The 14,557-nt window shown below is 66.5% G+C and carries 16 protein-coding genes; all 16 read left to right on the forward strand.

Annotation, left to right across the window (positions count from 1 at the left end):
• Positions 1 to 723 (forward strand): flagellar basal-body rod protein FlgF, encoded by a 723-nt coding sequence (gene flgF / locus Q331_RS0100595; protein ID WP_026379066.1) that lies wholly within the window; start codon positions 1 to 3, stop codon positions 721 to 723.
• Positions 724 to 735: 12 nt separating this feature from the next.
• Entirely contained in the window at positions 736 to 2,073 is a 1,338-nt protein-coding gene (gene fliI, locus Q331_RS0100600; RefSeq protein ID WP_034490554.1) for a flagellar protein export ATPase FliI, read from the forward strand.
• A gap of 198 nt (positions 2,074 to 2,271) precedes the next feature.
• Positions 2,272 to 3,528 (forward strand): flagellar hook protein FlgE, encoded by a 1,257-nt coding sequence (locus Q331_RS0100605; RefSeq protein ID WP_026379068.1) that lies wholly within the window; start codon positions 2,272 to 2,274, stop codon positions 3,526 to 3,528.
• 42 nt (positions 3,529 to 3,570) lie between these two features.
• Positions 3,571 to 5,037: a flagellar hook-associated protein FlgK gene (gene flgK / locus Q331_RS0100610; protein ID WP_026379069.1), complete on the forward strand. Its 1,467-nt coding sequence runs from the start codon at positions 3,571 to 3,573 to the stop codon at positions 5,035 to 5,037.
• A 5-nt stretch (positions 5,038 to 5,042) separates the two neighbouring features.
• Positions 5,043 to 6,092, forward strand: a complete 1,050-nt coding sequence (locus Q331_RS0100615; RefSeq protein WP_026379070.1) for a flagellar hook-associated family protein — start codon at positions 5,043 to 5,045, stop codon at positions 6,090 to 6,092.
• A gap of 18 nt (positions 6,093 to 6,110) precedes the next feature.
• Positions 6,111 to 6,458 carry a flagellar biosynthesis regulator FlaF gene (flaF, locus tag Q331_RS0100620; RefSeq protein ID WP_026379071.1) on the forward strand — a complete coding sequence of 116 codons (348 nt, stop codon included), beginning with the start codon at positions 6,111 to 6,113 and terminating at the stop codon, positions 6,456 to 6,458.
• 5 nt (positions 6,459 to 6,463) lie between these two features.
• On the forward strand, positions 6,464 to 6,871 hold the full coding sequence (gene flbT / locus Q331_RS19315; protein WP_051630252.1) for a flagellar biosynthesis repressor FlbT: 408 nt from the start codon (positions 6,464 to 6,466) through the stop codon (positions 6,869 to 6,871).
• Between the two features lie 38 nt (positions 6,872 to 6,909).
• Entirely contained in the window at positions 6,910 to 7,314 is a 405-nt protein-coding gene (gene flgD, locus Q331_RS0100630) for a flagellar hook assembly protein FlgD (RefSeq protein ID WP_026379072.1), read from the forward strand.
• Position 7,315: 1 nt separating this feature from the next.
• The gene (gene fliQ / locus Q331_RS0100635) at positions 7,316 to 7,582 is read left to right on the forward strand and encodes a flagellar biosynthesis protein FliQ (RefSeq protein ID WP_026379073.1); all 267 of its coding nucleotides are present in this window, start codon (positions 7,316 to 7,318) and stop codon (positions 7,580 to 7,582) included.
• A gap of 39 nt (positions 7,583 to 7,621) precedes the next feature.
• Positions 7,622 to 9,712, forward strand: a complete 2,091-nt coding sequence (gene flhA / locus Q331_RS0100640; RefSeq protein ID WP_034490555.1) for a flagellar biosynthesis protein FlhA — start codon at positions 7,622 to 7,624, stop codon at positions 9,710 to 9,712.
• Positions 9,709 to 10,464, forward strand: a complete 756-nt coding sequence (fliR, locus tag Q331_RS0100645; protein ID WP_026379075.1) for a flagellar biosynthesis protein FliR — start codon at positions 9,709 to 9,711, stop codon at positions 10,462 to 10,464. Before flhA ends, fliR begins: the two co-directional genes overlap by 4 nt.
• 3 nt (positions 10,465 to 10,467) lie before the next feature.
• Positions 10,468 to 10,866 carry a hypothetical protein gene (locus Q331_RS0100650; protein ID WP_026379076.1) on the forward strand — a complete coding sequence of 133 codons (399 nt, stop codon included), beginning with the start codon at positions 10,468 to 10,470 and terminating at the stop codon, positions 10,864 to 10,866.
• 51 nt (positions 10,867 to 10,917) lie between these two features.
• Positions 10,918 to 11,469, forward strand: a complete 552-nt coding sequence (locus Q331_RS0100655; RefSeq protein ID WP_026379077.1) for a rod-binding protein — start codon at positions 10,918 to 10,920, stop codon at positions 11,467 to 11,469.
• A gap of 10 nt (positions 11,470 to 11,479) precedes the next feature.
• Complete coding sequence (locus Q331_RS19320) at positions 11,480 to 11,860, forward strand: hypothetical protein (RefSeq protein ID WP_051630254.1); 381 nt, start codon at positions 11,480 to 11,482, stop codon at positions 11,858 to 11,860.
• On the forward strand, positions 11,857 to 12,306 hold the full coding sequence (locus Q331_RS0100665) for a hypothetical protein (protein ID WP_034490556.1): 450 nt from the start codon (positions 11,857 to 11,859) through the stop codon (positions 12,304 to 12,306). The genes Q331_RS19320 and Q331_RS0100665 overlap by 4 nt, the downstream gene beginning before the upstream one ends.
• A gap of 441 nt (positions 12,307 to 12,747) precedes the next feature.
• Positions 12,748 to 14,424, forward strand: coding sequence for a methyl-accepting chemotaxis protein (locus Q331_RS0100675; protein ID WP_026379079.1), 1,677 nt, complete (start codon positions 12,748 to 12,750; stop codon positions 14,422 to 14,424).
• Positions 14,425 to 14,557 lie beyond the last annotated feature (133 nt).

A 14,557-nucleotide genomic window follows, 5' to 3' on the forward strand; every position in this document is an offset into this window, starting at 1 on the left:
ATGTCCTCCAGCATCTATGTGGCGCTTTCCGGCCAGGTCGCGCTGGAACGGCGTCTTGCCACCATCGCCAACAACGTCGCCAATATGAACACCGCCGGCTTCCGCGCCGAGGAAGTGAAGTTCGACACGGTGCTGTCGCGCGCCGGGCCGCGCGAGGTGGCCTTCGCCTCCCAGGGCGAGACCTTCATCTCGCGCCGCGCCGGCGCGGTGAACCATACCGGCAATCCGCTCGACGTCGCCGTCAAGGGCGACGCCTTCTTCGCCCTGTCGACGCCTGCCGGCAACGTCTACACGCGCGACGGGCGCTTTCAGATCGCCGAGAATGGCGACCTTCTGAGCGTCGCCGGCTATCCGGTCCTCGATCCGGGCGGCTCGGCGATCATTCTCGATCCGGCCGCCGGCGAGGTCTCCATCGGCAATGACGGCGCCATCTCGCAGCAAGGCCGCCAGGTCGGGGCGATCGGGCTTTTCGCCATCCCCGAGGATGCCGAGCTCGCCCGCTTTGAGAATTCCGGCGTGATCCCCTCCAAGCCGGCCGAGCCGGTGGAGGACATGACCGCCAACGGCGTTCGCCAGGGCTATGTGGAGGGCGCCAACGTCAATCCCATCCTGGAGATGACCAAGCTCATTGCGCTGACGCGGGCCTTCGACAGCGCCGCCTCCGCGCTTCAGGAGGGCGAATCCACCGAGACCCAGGCCATCCGGCAGCTCGGGCCTAGCTGACGGGCCGGCTAGATGAGCGCCACGCACGCGCTTGCGCGCCTGAAGACGAGCGTCGACAGCGCCTTCATGGAGCTGCCGCTCCTGCGCATTGGCGGCGTCGTCACGGAGGTCGCGCCGACCTATTGCCGGGTTTCCGGCCTGTCGCCCTTCCTGCGCCTGGGCGAGCGCGTCAGCTTTTGCGACGACGGCCGCCCCGCCATCGGCGAGGTGGTGCGCATCGACGAGAGCGGCGCCACCATCAAGCCCTTCGAGACGCGCATGACCTTCGGCATCGGCACGCGCGCCTGGCGTTCCGGTCCCATCACTCTCGCCCCCCTGCCCGCCTGGAAGGGCCGCGTCATCAACGCCGTCGGCGAGCCGGTCGACGGCATGGGGCCCCTCGCCCATGGCGAGAAGGCCGTCGCCGTCGATGCCGAGCCGCCGCGCGCCATGACGCGGGCGCGGCTGCGCCGGCCTCTGGTGACCGGCGTCAAGGCCATCGACATCTTCACCCCGATCTGCGAGGGCCAGCGTATCGGCATCTTCGCCGGCTCCGGCGTCGGCAAGTCGACGCTTCTGTCCATGCTCGCCCATGCCGACAGCTTCGACACGGTCGTCGTCGCTCTCGTCGGCGAGCGCGGCCGCGAGGTGCGCGAGTTCCTGGAAGGCGCGCTTGCCGCCAACCGCAGCCGCGCCGTCACCATCGTCGCCACCGGCGACGAGGGACCGATGATGCGCCGCCTGGCGCCGCTTTCGGCCATGGCGGTCGCCGAATATTTCCGCGACCGTGGCGATTCCGTCCTTCTCATCGTCGATTCCGTCACCCGCTACGCCCATGCCGCGCGCGACGTGGCGCTCGCCGCCGGCGAGCCGGCGGTCGCCCGCGGCTATGCCCCCAGCGTCTTCTCCGATTTGCCGAAACTCTTGGAGCGCGCCGGCCCGGGCGCGGAGGGCACCGGCGCCATCACCGGCATTTTCGCCGTCCTCATCGACGGCGACGATCACAACGATCCCGTCGCCGATGCCATCCGCGGCACCCTCGACGGCCATATCGTGCTGGACCGCGCCATCGCCGATCAGGGGCGCTATCCGGCCATCAACCTCCTCGGCTCCATCTCGCGCCTCGCCGACCTTGCCTGGAAGCCCGACCAGCGCGAATTGGTGCGCAATCTGCGCACGCTGATCGCCCGCTTCGAGGATACGCGCGACCTGCGGCTGATGGGCGGCTATCAGGCCGGCGCCGACCCGGAGCTGGACCGCGCCGTGGCGCTGGTGCCGCGCATCTACGACGCGTTGCGCCAGGATCCCTCCAATCCGCCGGCGAAGGACGCCTTCGCCGACCTCGCCGCGCTGCTGCGGCCGCCGGGCTAGGCCGCCCGCCCCCCTGGAGACGGCCTTCGGCGCACCCGCGCGCCGCGACGGACGCCGTTTACAAGCTCTTTACCTTGTGCCGCAAGCATCGCCGCGGGCCCTCCCGCTGCGATTTCAAAGGCTCCAGGGAGAAAGCTTCGCGCAAGCTCGGCAAGGTTAGCTCGGCGCCAATTCTGGCAATCAGAGGGAATTGGCGCGATGAGTCTGTACGGCGTCCTGCGCACCGGCGTTTCTGGCATGAACGCCCAGTCCAATCTTCTCGGCACCGTCGCCGACAACATCGCCAACGGCGGCACCACCGGCTATAAGCGCGCCAGCGCGGAATTCTCCAGCCTGCTCCTGCAGAGCGGCCAAGGCAGCTACAATTCCGGCGCCGTCACCACCCAGGTTCGCCACGCGATCAGCCACCAGGGTCCGCTTTCCTACACCACCTCCGACACCGACCTCGCCATCCAGGGTAACGGTTTCTTCGTCGTGACCGACCCGGGCGGAACGCCGTATCTGACGCGTGCCGGCTCCTTCATGCTGGACGGCAGCTCCAGCAATCTCGTCAACGCCGCCGGCTACACGCTGATGGGCTACGACCTTTCCGGCGGCGCGCCGACGACGGTCCTCAACGGCTATGCCGATCTGGTGCCGGTCAACATGTCGGCGATGACCATGCGCGCCAACCCCACCACGGCCGGTCTTCTCTCCTCCAACCTGCCCTACGCAGCCTCCGTGGTGGCCGGCGACACGCCCGGCGACAACCTCGCCACCTCCACCTATTCGGAGAAGTCCTCCCTCATCGTCTACGACAACGTGGGCAACGAGGTGACCCTCGACATCTACATGACCAAGACCAGCGACACGCCGCATACCTGGCAATACGCGGTCTTCGATCAGTCGACGGCCGCGGCCGGCGGCGGCTTCCCCTATTCCTCCGGCCCCCTCGTCTCCACCGATGTCACCTTCGACGGCAACGGCCAGCTCGACGGCGCCACCTCCTTGAGCTTCACCGTGCCGAACGGCCAGGCCACGACCATCGACCTCACCGGCACGACCCAGCTCACCGGCGACTACACGCCCATCGATGCGGAAGTGAACGGCAACGCGCCTGCCACGCTGGAGAAAGTGACGATCTCCGAAGAGGGCGTCGTCTACGCCAACTACTCCAACGGCGCGATGACGCCGACCTTCCGTCTGCCGCTCGCCGACGTGCCGGCGCCAGATCAGTTGAAGGCCCTCAACGGCAATGTCTTCATGGTGACGCCCGATTCCGGCGATGTGCGCGTCGGCTTTCCCACTGAGGCCGGTCGCGGCACCCTGGTCAGCGGCGCGCTGGAGCAGTCCAACGTCGATATGGCGAACGAGCTGACGGAAATGATCGTCGCCCAGCGCGACTACACGGCCAATTCCAAGGTCTTCCAGACGGGCTCTGAGCTCCTGGAAGTCCTGATGAACCTCAAGCGATAACTTTAAGGGAACGGCGGCTCGCCGCCGGATGGTAGAAAAGCGATGGGTCTGACGGCCGCGCTGAATACGGCGCGCTCCTCGCTGCAAGCGACGGGCGCCCAGATTTCCGTTTCGAGCCGCAACGTCGCCGGCGCGAACGATCCCAACTACTCGCGCAAGCTGGCGCCGACCGTCACCAATCCGGACGGCTCGGCCCGCATGGTGCAGGTGACGCGCGCCAGCAATTCGGCGCTTTATTTCGCCATGCTCGGCGCCACCTCCAAGGCCTCGAGCCAGGACGCGATCCTGGCCGGGATCGACCGGCTCGCCGCCACCATCGGCGATCCCGAAAAGGCTCAGTCGCCCGCCGGCAGGCTTTCCGCGCTCGCCGCGGCGCTTGAGCAATATGCCAGCCAGCCCGATTCCGGCGCCCTGGCCGAGAGCGTCATGATGCGGGCGAACGAGCTTGCCGGCAGCATCAACGACGCCGCCCGCTCCGTTGCCGAGGTGCGTCAGTCGGCGGATGCCCGCATTGCCGATTCCGTCGGCAATATCAACAACCTGCTCGCCCGCTTCGAGACCCTCAACCGGCAGGTCGTGCAGGGCAGTTTCGCCGGATCCGACATCTCCGACGCGCTCGATCAGCGCGATGCCGTCCTGGCCCAGATCTCCGAGGAGATCGGCGTCTCCGTCGTCACGCGCAAGAACAACGACATGGTGATCTACACCGATAGCGGCGTCACGCTGTTTGAGACACGCCCGCGCTCGGTCACCTTCCAGCCCTCCTCGGTGCTTTCTCCCGGCGCGCCCGGCAACGCCGTCGTCATCGATGGCGTACAGGTGACCGGGGACGGCGCCACCATGCCGATCCGCAGCGGTGCGCTCTACGGATTAACCCAGCTTCGCGACGACGTGGCCGGCACCTACGAGGCACAGATCGACGAGATAGCGCGCGGCCTGGTGGAAGCCTTCGCCGAAAGCGACCAGACCGGCGGCGGCGCCCCGGATGCCGCCGGCCTCTTCACCTGGGCCGGCGGGCCGGCCGTCCCGGTGAGCAGCACGCGCGTTGCCGGCCTTGCCGATAGCTTCAAGGTCAATCCGCTGGCCGATCCGATGGCTGGCGGCAGTCTCACGCTGCTGCGCGACGGTGGCGTCAACGGCGCCGACTATGTCTACAACGCATCCGCCGCCGCCGGCTATTTTGAGCGTCTGGAAAGCCTCGCCGGCGAGCTGACGGCGGCGCGCGGCTTCGATGCGACGAGCCGGCTGGAGGCCGGGCAGAGCCTCCTGGACTTCTCCGCCTCCTCCGCCGGCTGGCTGGAGGGCAATCGCCAATCGGTAACGAACGACCTGCAATATCAGCAGATCCTTCTCTCGCGCTCCTCCGATGCGCTTTCCAACGCCACCGGCGTCAATCTCGACGACGAATACGCCCTGCAGCTGCAACTGGAGCGCAGCTACGCGGCCGCCTCCAAGCTCTTCGGCGTCATCGGCGAGCTCTTCGATACGCTCATGGCCAATGTGAGATAAGAGCCATGAAGACCACCTTCGTTTCGACCTATGCGCTCGCCAGCAATCTGCGCGCCTCCCTGCCGACGCTCCAGGCGCAAATATCCAAGGTGGGCACGGAAGTCTCCACCGCCCGGCACGCCGATATGGGATTGGAGCTTGGCACACAGACGGGCCGCACCCTCACCCTTCGCCACGAATTGTCGGCTCTGAAGGGGCATCTCGACACGAACGCCATCGTCGCCGGACGTCTGAGCCGCACCCAGGTCACGCTCGATTCGCTGCTTGCCGGCGCCAACAGCTTCCTCCAAGAGGTGGTGTCGGCGCAGGATGCCTCGCAGACCGTCGCTCAGCTTCAGCAGAGCGCCCGCGACGGACTGAACGGCTTCCTGCAGATGGCCAATTCGGTCGCCGGCGAGCAATATCTCCTCGGCGGCATCAATTCCGGCACGCGCCCGCTTGCCGATTATCAGGGCGCCCCGAAGGCCGCGCTCGACAACGCTTTTGCAACCGCCTTCGGCATTGCCATGCCCAATCCGCAGGACGATCCGGCGGTCGCCTCCATCACGCCGGCCGCCATGACGGCCTTCCTGGAGAACGACTTCGCCGCGCTCTTCGACGATCCGGCCTGGACGACGGACTGGTCGTCCGCCTCCAGCACCGACACCCAGGTGCGCATCTCGCCGGAGGAGAGGATTTCCATCTCCGCCAACGCCAATGATCCAGCCCTGCGCAAGCTCGCCATGGCCTACTCCATGGTGGCCGATTTGGGCGCGGGGAAATTGCCGGCGGCGACCCTCGATGTCGTCGTCGCCAAGGCCAGCGAGGCTCTCGGCGAGGCGGTTTTCCATCTCGGTCATATGCAAAGCCGCATCGGCTTTGCCGAGGCCCGATTGGAGGCGGCCACGCAGCGCATGCAGACGGAGGAGGACGTCATCACGCGCAACATCGATGTACTGGAGGGCGTGGACCCGATCGAGGCAAAGGTTCGCTTCGATTCACTTACCACCCAGCTTGAGATGTCCTACGCACTGACATCGAGAATACTGAAGCTCAGCATGATAAACTACGCCTGATGATGGGATAAGGGGAATATGTACACCTTTTCTTACGCAGAAATCCTGAACGAATCGGGCGACCAGAGCCGCGAGCGCGAGCAACTCGCCCTCGACGAGGCGCTCCAATTGCTGAGCGTCGCCGATACGCGCGGCCCCAACTCACCGGAGGCGATAGAGGCGATCCGCTACATTCAGAAGCTGTGGAACTTCCTCATTGCCGATCTCGCCGATCCGCAGAACGGCCTGGCCGAGCAGCTTCGCGCCGACCTCATTTCCATCGGAATCTGGGTGATCCGCGAGGCCGACCGCGTCCTGAACGATCCCTCGCGCACCTTCAAGGCGCTTATCGAGGTCAACCAGAGCATCCGGAACGGATTGAGGTAAGAGCCATGCACATCTCCCTGCGGCCGGGCCAGCGGATCTTCGTCAACGGTGCCGTTCTGCGCGTCGACCGCAAGGTGACGCTGGAGCTCCTGAACGACGCGACCTTCCTGCTCGACAACCACGTCATTCAGGCCAACGAGACCACGACGCCGCTGCGCCAGCTCTACTTCGTCGTGCAGACGATGCTGATCGATCCCGGTTCGGCCGACAGCGCCCGCGATCTCTTCCGGCAGATGCACGGCCCGCTCTGCAAAGCCTTCAACAGCCGTCAGATCCAGGCCGGCCTCGCCGAGGTGGCCGATCTGGTGGAGCGCGGCCGCAGCTTCGAGGCGCTACGCAACATCCGCGCCCTGTTTCCGGCCGAGACGGCCGTCCTGTCCGGCGGCGCGGAAGCGGAAGCCGAAGCCGCCTAGGCCAGCCAACGAGAAACGCCAGCAAGGGATTAGCGACGATGACCTCTACCGCAGGCGTAACCGGCGCTCCCGCGGCGGCGCAAGGAGCCTCCTCCTCGCCCGGCCCCTCGCCGAGTACCGATTACAACGCTTTCCTGAAGCTCCTGGTGACGCAGCTGAAGACCCAGGATCCGACCAAGCCGATGGATTCCACCCAATACATGGCCCAGCTTGCGAGCTTCTCGCAGGTCGAGCAGTCGATCGCCACCAATTCCAAGCTCGACAGCCTTCTCACCGCCTCGGCGGTGGAGCAGGCCAACCAGATCATCGGCCGCACCGTCACCTCCGGCGACGGCACCGTCACCGGCGATGTCGTCTCCGTGCGCATCACCACCGGCGGCCTGGTGGCCAGCCTCGCCGACGGCTCCGAGCTGGAGATCGGAGCCGGCACCATCATCAGCTGACATGAACGAGGCTGATGCATTCGAGATCGTGCGCGGCGCCATCTGGACCATCATCGCCGCCTCCGGCCCGGCGGTCGGGGCGGCCATGCTGGTCGGCATCGGCATCGCGCTCTTCCAGGCGCTGACCCAGATTCAGGAAGTCACCCTCACCTTCATCCCGAAGATCCTGGTGATCCTGTTGATGACGGCGGTCAGCGCACCATTCATCGGCGCCCAGATCTTCGCTTTCACCAACGAGGTGTACGGGCGCATCGGCAGCGGCTTCTAGCGCCGCAATGCCGGCGCCAGGACGGGTAAAGGGGTAAAGATGGCCGACACCTATGTCGTCCCCGGGATGGCGGAGGGCCGCAAGTCGAGTCGCGATGTCGGCTTTGCGGCGCTCATCATCGCCATGCTGACGGTCCTCTTCCTGCCGATCCCGACTTTCCTCATCGATTTCGGCCTGGCCATCTCCATCGCCTTCTCGGTGCTGATCCTGATGGTGGCGCTGTGGATCGAAAAGCCGCTGGAATTCTCCGCCTTTCCGACGGTTCTTTTGATCGCCACGGTGCTGCGCCTTGCCCTCGGCATCGCCACCACCCGCCTGATCCTCGCCGATGGCGACGAGGGCGTGATGGCGGCCGGGCACATCATCAACGGCTTCTCCCGCTTCGTCATGAGCGGCGATTTCGTCATCGGCATCGTCGTCTTCCTCATTCTGGTGACGGTGAACTTCCTGGTCATCACCAAGGGCGCGACGCGCATCGCCGAGGTCGGGGCCCGCTTCACCCTCGATGCCATCCCCGGCAAGCAGATGGCCATCGACGCCGATCTCTCCGCCGGCCTCATCGACGACAAGGAGGCCCAGCGCCGCCGCCGCGAGCTGGAGGAGGAGAGCGCCTTCTTCGGCTCCATGGACGGCGCCTCCAAATTCGTCCGCGGCGAGGCCATCGCCAGCCTCATCACCATCGCCGTCAATATCTTCGGCGGCATCATCATCGGCACGACGCGCCACGACATGCCGCTTTCGGAGGCGGCCGACATCTTCACCCGCCTGTCCGTCGGCGACGGCCTGGTGGCCCAGATCCCCGCCCTCATCGTCTCCTTGGCGGCGGGCCTCCTGGTCTCCAAGGGCGGCACGCGCGGCTCCGCGGAGGCGGCGGTCTTCGGCCAGCTCGGCGCCTATCCGCGCGCCCTGATGGTGGCGGCGGGACTGATGGTGGTGCTGGCTCTGGTGCCCGGCATGCCGCTCGTTCCCTTCGCCGCGCTCGGCGGCTTCCTCGCCTTCGTCGGCTATTCCATCCCCCGCCAGCAGGAAGCCCGGCGCAGGCTCCAGGAAGAGAAGGCCGAGGAGGAAAAGCGCCAGGCCGAATACGAGGCGCAGAACTCCGTCCAGGAATCGCTGAAGACGCACGAGATCGAGCTCGCCATCGGCAAGCAACTCGCCGCGCAGATCCTGCGCGATCCTTCCGAGATCGCCCATCGCGTGGCGCGCATGCGGCGCAAATTCGCGCAGCAATACGGTTTCGTGGTTCCCGAGATCAAGCTGACGGAGAGCCTGAACCTGCCCTCCAAGAGCTACGAGATCCGCATCCACGGCGCCGTCTTCGCCAGCCAGGAGATGCGCATCGGCGAGCTCCTGGTGGTGACCGGCGATGCCCAGAAGCCGGACGTTCCGGGCGATGAGGTGCGCGAGCCGGCCTTCGGCATGAAGGCGATGTGGATTTCCGACGCCTTCGCCAGCGAGGTGAAGCGCGAAGGCTTCGCGCCCATCGACAATCTCTCCGTCGTGCTGACGCATGTCAGCGAGGTCATCCGCAACAACCTCGCCCAGCTTCTCTCCTACAAGGACGTGCGCGCCCTGATCGATCGGCTGGAGCCGGAATACAAGCGCCTGATGGAGGATATCTGCCCGAGCCAGATCACCTATTCGGGCCTGCAGGCGGTCTTGAAGCTGCTCCTGGCCGAGCGCGTCTCGGTGCGCAACCTCAATCTCATCCTGGAAGCCGTCGCCGAGATCGTGCCGCATGCGCGCCGCGCCGAGCAGATCGCCGAGCATGTGCGCATGCGCATGGCGCAGCAGATCTGCGGCGATCTCGCCAAGGCGGGCGTGCTCAACGTCCTGCGCCTCGGCAGCCGCTGGGATCTGGATTTCCATCAGGCCCTGAAGCGCGACGCCAAGGGCGAGGTCGTGGAATTCGACATCGACCCGCGCCTGGTGGAGGAATTCGCCGGTCAGGCGGCCGAGGTGATTCGCGCCCGCATGGCGGAGACGGACGGGCTCGTCCTCGTCACCGCGCCGGAGGCGCGCATCTATGTGCGCATGATCGTGGAGCGGATGTTCCCGTCCCTGCCGGTCCTGTCGCATCTGGAGATCGCCCGCGGCATTGAGATCAAGTCGCTCGGATCGATCTCGTGAGCGCCATCGGTTCAGAAACCGTTCTGGCCGTCTTCCTGATCTTCTGCCGCATCGGCGCCTGCCTGATGCTGATGCCCGGCTTCTCCTCCACGCGCATTCCCATGCGCATCCGCCTCTTCGTCGCCCTGTCGGTGAGCCTTGCCCTTTCGCCGCTCTTGGTGGAGACGGTGCGGCCGCTGGTGGCGGGCGGCAGCCCGGGCGAGCTTCTCGGCGCCATTGGCTCTGAGCTCATGCTCGGCTTCATGATCGGGCTCTTGGGACGCCTTTTCTTCGCCGCCCTGCAATTCATCGCCGTCGCCGCCAGCCAGGCCATGAGCCTTGCCGTCATGCCGGGCCTCGGCATCGACGACAACGAGCAGGTGCCGCCGGTCGCCTCGCTTTTCTCCCTGACGGCGATCACCATCATGTTCGTCACCGACCAGCACTGGCTGCTGCTCGGCGGACTGGTGGATTCCTATTCCACGCTGGCGCCCGCGCGCGGCTTCGATGTGCAGGCCGGCCTCATCGGCGTCACCGATCAGCTTGCCGACACGTTCTTCCTGGCGCTGCGGATCGGCAGTCCGTTCATCATCTATTCCGTCATCATCAACCTGGCGATCGGCATCACCAACAAGCTGAGCCCGCAGATCCCGGTCTACTTCATCGCCATGCCCTTCGTGACGGCCGGCGGCCTCATCCTCCTGATGGTGACGCTGACGGAGTTCATGGCGAACTTCATCGACGCTTTCGGCGTCTGGCTGACCAACGGATAGACCATGCAGGATCGCCGCAAGAAGATCGCGCGCATTCTGGAGGTGCGCCGCAAGATGCACCAGATCGAGGAATGGAAGCTCGCCAACCTCGCCCGCCGCGGCGCGGAGCTGGGAAAGGAGCAGGTGGCGCTGGTGGAGACGTTGAACCAGCCGAGCGACTTTCAGGCTCTTTTCGCCGATTCCCTCACCCGGCGCCTCAATCGGCTCTCCATCGAGGCCGCCCGGCTGGCGCGCGAGGAAGCGGCGCAGAGCGAAAAGCTGCTGGAGCAAGCCCGCTCCGTGAAGACGGCCGAGCGTTTGTCGGAGCGCGTCGACAAGGAAGCGCGCACGCACCGGGAGAAGCGCGAGTTCCAGTCGGTCATGGAGACCTTCGCGCATCGCCGCGACGCAAGCTCCAGGTAAGCCCGCTCGGCCATGTTCCGCCATGGCGGACCTAGATTTTGCAGGTGCCTCATGGCTATCAGCCCTCCCTCCGATATCGTTCTCGACGTTGCCCGGGCGGCCGATCCGGCGCGCTACAAGGAGGCGACGCAGCGCCTGACGGAGCTTCGCTCCGCCGGCGCCTCCACGGCGACGCGGGCCGAAGCCGGCGAGGCTTTCGATGCCCTGATGCGACCCGGCTCGCAGTCCGCCGGCGTAAGCGGCGCTGCGCGGCCGCTCTTGCAGCTTCCGGTCGATTCCGGTTCGGCGGTGACGCGCCTTGCCAATTCCACGGCGCTCACCTCCGGCACGAGCGGCACCGCACCACCGCCCGCCAGCGCCGCGGCCTATCAGGACTTTGAAGCCATGGTGCTGACGAGCTTCGTGCAGACGATGATGCCCTCCAACGCCCCTGCCGTCTTCGGCAGCGGATCGGCTGGCGAGATCTGGCGCTCCATGCTCGCCGAGCAGATCGCCCGCCAGATCGCCGATGCCGGCGGCGTCGGCATCGCCGGCCAGCTCCAGCGCGAGGACGCCGAAGCCGCCCCCCAAACCGCCGCGCCCGACACCGCCGGCCTGATCTGAGACATTGGCAATGAGACAGACTTCCCCCCTCCCCTCCGACCCTGCCCCCGGCGTCGCGCTGACCACGGCGCTGAAGCGCTTAGAGGCCCTGATCGATGAGGAGAACGCCGCCCTCGCCGAGCGACGCGAGATCGACCTCGGCAATATCAATCACCGCAAGAGCCGCGCGCTTCTGGAGTTGACCCGCGTCGCCCGCGCCGTCCCGGCCACCGCCATCGGCACGGACGCCAAGGGCGCGATCCTGCGCCTGCGCGAGAAGCTGTCGCGCAACTCCGAGCTCCTGGAAACCAACATCACTGCGGTCCGCCACGTCGCCGGGATCATCTCCACGACGATTCACGAGGCCGAATCCGACGGCACCTATTCTCCGCGCGGCGCGCTGACGGCATGATCAAGACGATCGCGACGGGGTTGTGGGCTTGCGTCATCGCCCTCCTTGCCTCCTTCTTCGCCGCGCAATGGAAGGCCGACGTCAAGCCGCCCGTTGAGGAGAGCTATCTCGGCGGGCTTGAGACGCGCAAGCTGGAGCCACTGGCCATCCCGATGATCACCGACGGGCGCGTGGAAGGCTACGTGCTGGCCCGGCTCGCCTTCACCGCGGACGCGGCGGCGCTGAGCAAGCTTTCGGTGGAGCCGGAGCCCTTCGTCACGGACGAGGTGTTCCGCGAATTCTACAACAACGGCAAGGTCGAGTTCGGCCAGTTGGCGAAGTACAACCTCGACAAGCTCATCGCCAACATCAAGGACAACGTCAACGAACGCCTCGGCCCCGACGTGGTGAAGACCATCCTGGTGGAGGAGATCAACTACGCCGAGCACCGCGACTTGCAGAAGTAGCCCTCGAAGCTCCCTCCCAGGCCCCGTTCTTCTCCAAGGCCCGCCGCCTGCCCGCGGCGCCGATTTCTCCAAGGCCCGCCGCCTGCCGGCGGCGCCGGTTTTCCAAAGGCCCGCCGCCTGCCGGCGGCGCCGCGCCGGCGCATAGGTCTGCCGCCCGCCGCGAGAAGGCTTGCGGCAAATCGCTCCGCTCCTTGAAGCGGACGCCCGCCCCTATTCCCCAAAGTCCGCACATCCGCCAGCCGGCCTCGCCCTTGCGAGGCCGGCCATGCGCGTTGTCGCGCCCTTCGCAAGGCACGCAATTTGCGGGCGACGACGGCGCCAGCTACGCGCAAGCCGTTGACTCTAACGACTCCTTGTCTGACGCAGCCGTCCTTCCTTCGGACGAGCTGACCCAAGAGGCGAGCGACCTTGCCTCTTGCGCCACGCAGTGAGGAGCTTGAGATGAAGATCAGCGCGAAAATCCATTCGATCGTTGCGCTTGTTGGTCTCGCCGGGCTGGTCGCCGGCGGTATCGGTGTCTACGCCTTGCAGAAGACCAACGAATTGGAGGCCGCCTACGAGCGACAGGCGGAGATGGCCATCCGCATGGAGAAGGTGAACGGCCTCATCTCCAAGGTGGTGATGGATACGCGCGGCGTCTACATGGCCGGCCATACGGCGAACGCCGAGCGTTTCGCCGCCGGCATGATGGAAAGCCTGGATTCGCTGGACGCGACTGCCGCCGAAGTGCGCCTGTTTCTGGAGGATGCGGCCCAGAGCCAAGCCTATGAGGGTCTGCTGGCGAAATTGGCGGAGTTCCGCCAGTTCCGCACCGAGACGGCGCGCCTTGGCACCGAAGTTTCGCCCTCCGCGGCCAACGCCCAGGGCAACAACGAGCTGAACCGGGCGAACCGCAAGGCGCTGCAGGCCGACGTCGATGCCTTCACCCAGGATCTCTACGCGCGGCTGGAGCCCCTGCGCGTCGAGATGCAAGGCATTTCGGAGCGCATGACGACGGTGATCGTGACCGTCACCCTCATCGGCCTTCTCCTGGGCGTGGGCATCGCCACGCTGATTGGCAACCGCCAGATCAGCCGCCCGCTTTTGCGCGTCACGGACGCCTTGAAACGGATCGGTGCGGGCGATTTGGCGGTGGAGCTGGAAGCTCAGCGCTCCAAGGACGAGGTTGGCGAGCTCTGGGGTACGACCGAACAGCTTCTCGCCGAGCTGAAGGAAGCGGAGCGCCTGCGCCAGGATCAGGTGGAGCAGGCGGCCCGCGCGGAGGAAGACAAGCGCCGCGCCATGCACGCCCTTGCCGACGATTTCGACGCCCAGGTCTCCAGCATCGTGGAGAGCGTCTCCACCGCCATCGCCCAGCTGAAGGACAGCGCCGCCACCATGAGCGCCGCGGCCGAGGAGACCAACCAGCAATCGACCGTCGTCGCCGCCGCCTCCGAGCAGGCCACCAGCAACGTCCAGACCGTCGCCTCCGCCGCCGAGGAGCTCGCCGCCTCCGTCCGCGAGATCGGCCAGCAGGTCTCCATGGCCACCTCCGTCGCCGGCGAGGCCACCGGGCAGGCCTCCTCCACCGTGGAGGTGGTGCGTGGCCTTTCCTCCAGCGCTCAGCGCATCGGCCAGGTGGTCAACCTCATCACCGACATCGCCGCCCAGACCAACCTTCTGGCCCTCAACGCCACCATCGAGGCGGCGCGCGCCGGCGAGGCCGGCAAGGGCTTTGCCGTCGTCGCCATGGAGGTGAAGACGCTCGCCGAGCAGACCTCCAAGGCCACCGACGAGATCTCCCAGCAGATCGGCGCCGTCCAGGACGCCACCTCCGAGGTGGTTCAGGCGATCGAGAACATCTCCGGCACCATCAAGAAGATCGACGAGATCTCCGCCACCGTCGCCTCCTCCGTGGAGGAGCAGGGCGCGGCCACCGGCGAGATCGCCCAGAACGTCCAGCAGGCCGCCCAGGGCACCCAGGAGGTCTCCACCAACATCGCCGGCGTCAACAAGGCCGCCAAGGATACCGGCCTCGCCTCCTCCGAGATCGTCACCGCCGCCAACCACCTCAACGATCAGGCCCTCGGCCTCAGAACCCAGGTCGACGCCTTCATCGAAAGGGTCCGCGCCGCCTGAGCCGCGCGCTGGGCGGACCACCGAACATGACCGGGCGAGGCCGTTCGAACGGCCTCGTCAGCTACGTGCAAGATCGGCGACGTAATCCAGAACGGTTCGCCAAGAGAGCGATCTTAAGCGAACGCCGCCAGAA

It is taken from the genome of Afifella pfennigii DSM 17143, from assembly GCF_000688515.1.
GTDB classification, from domain to species: domain Bacteria; phylum Pseudomonadota; class Alphaproteobacteria; order Rhizobiales; family Afifellaceae; genus Afifella; species Afifella pfennigii.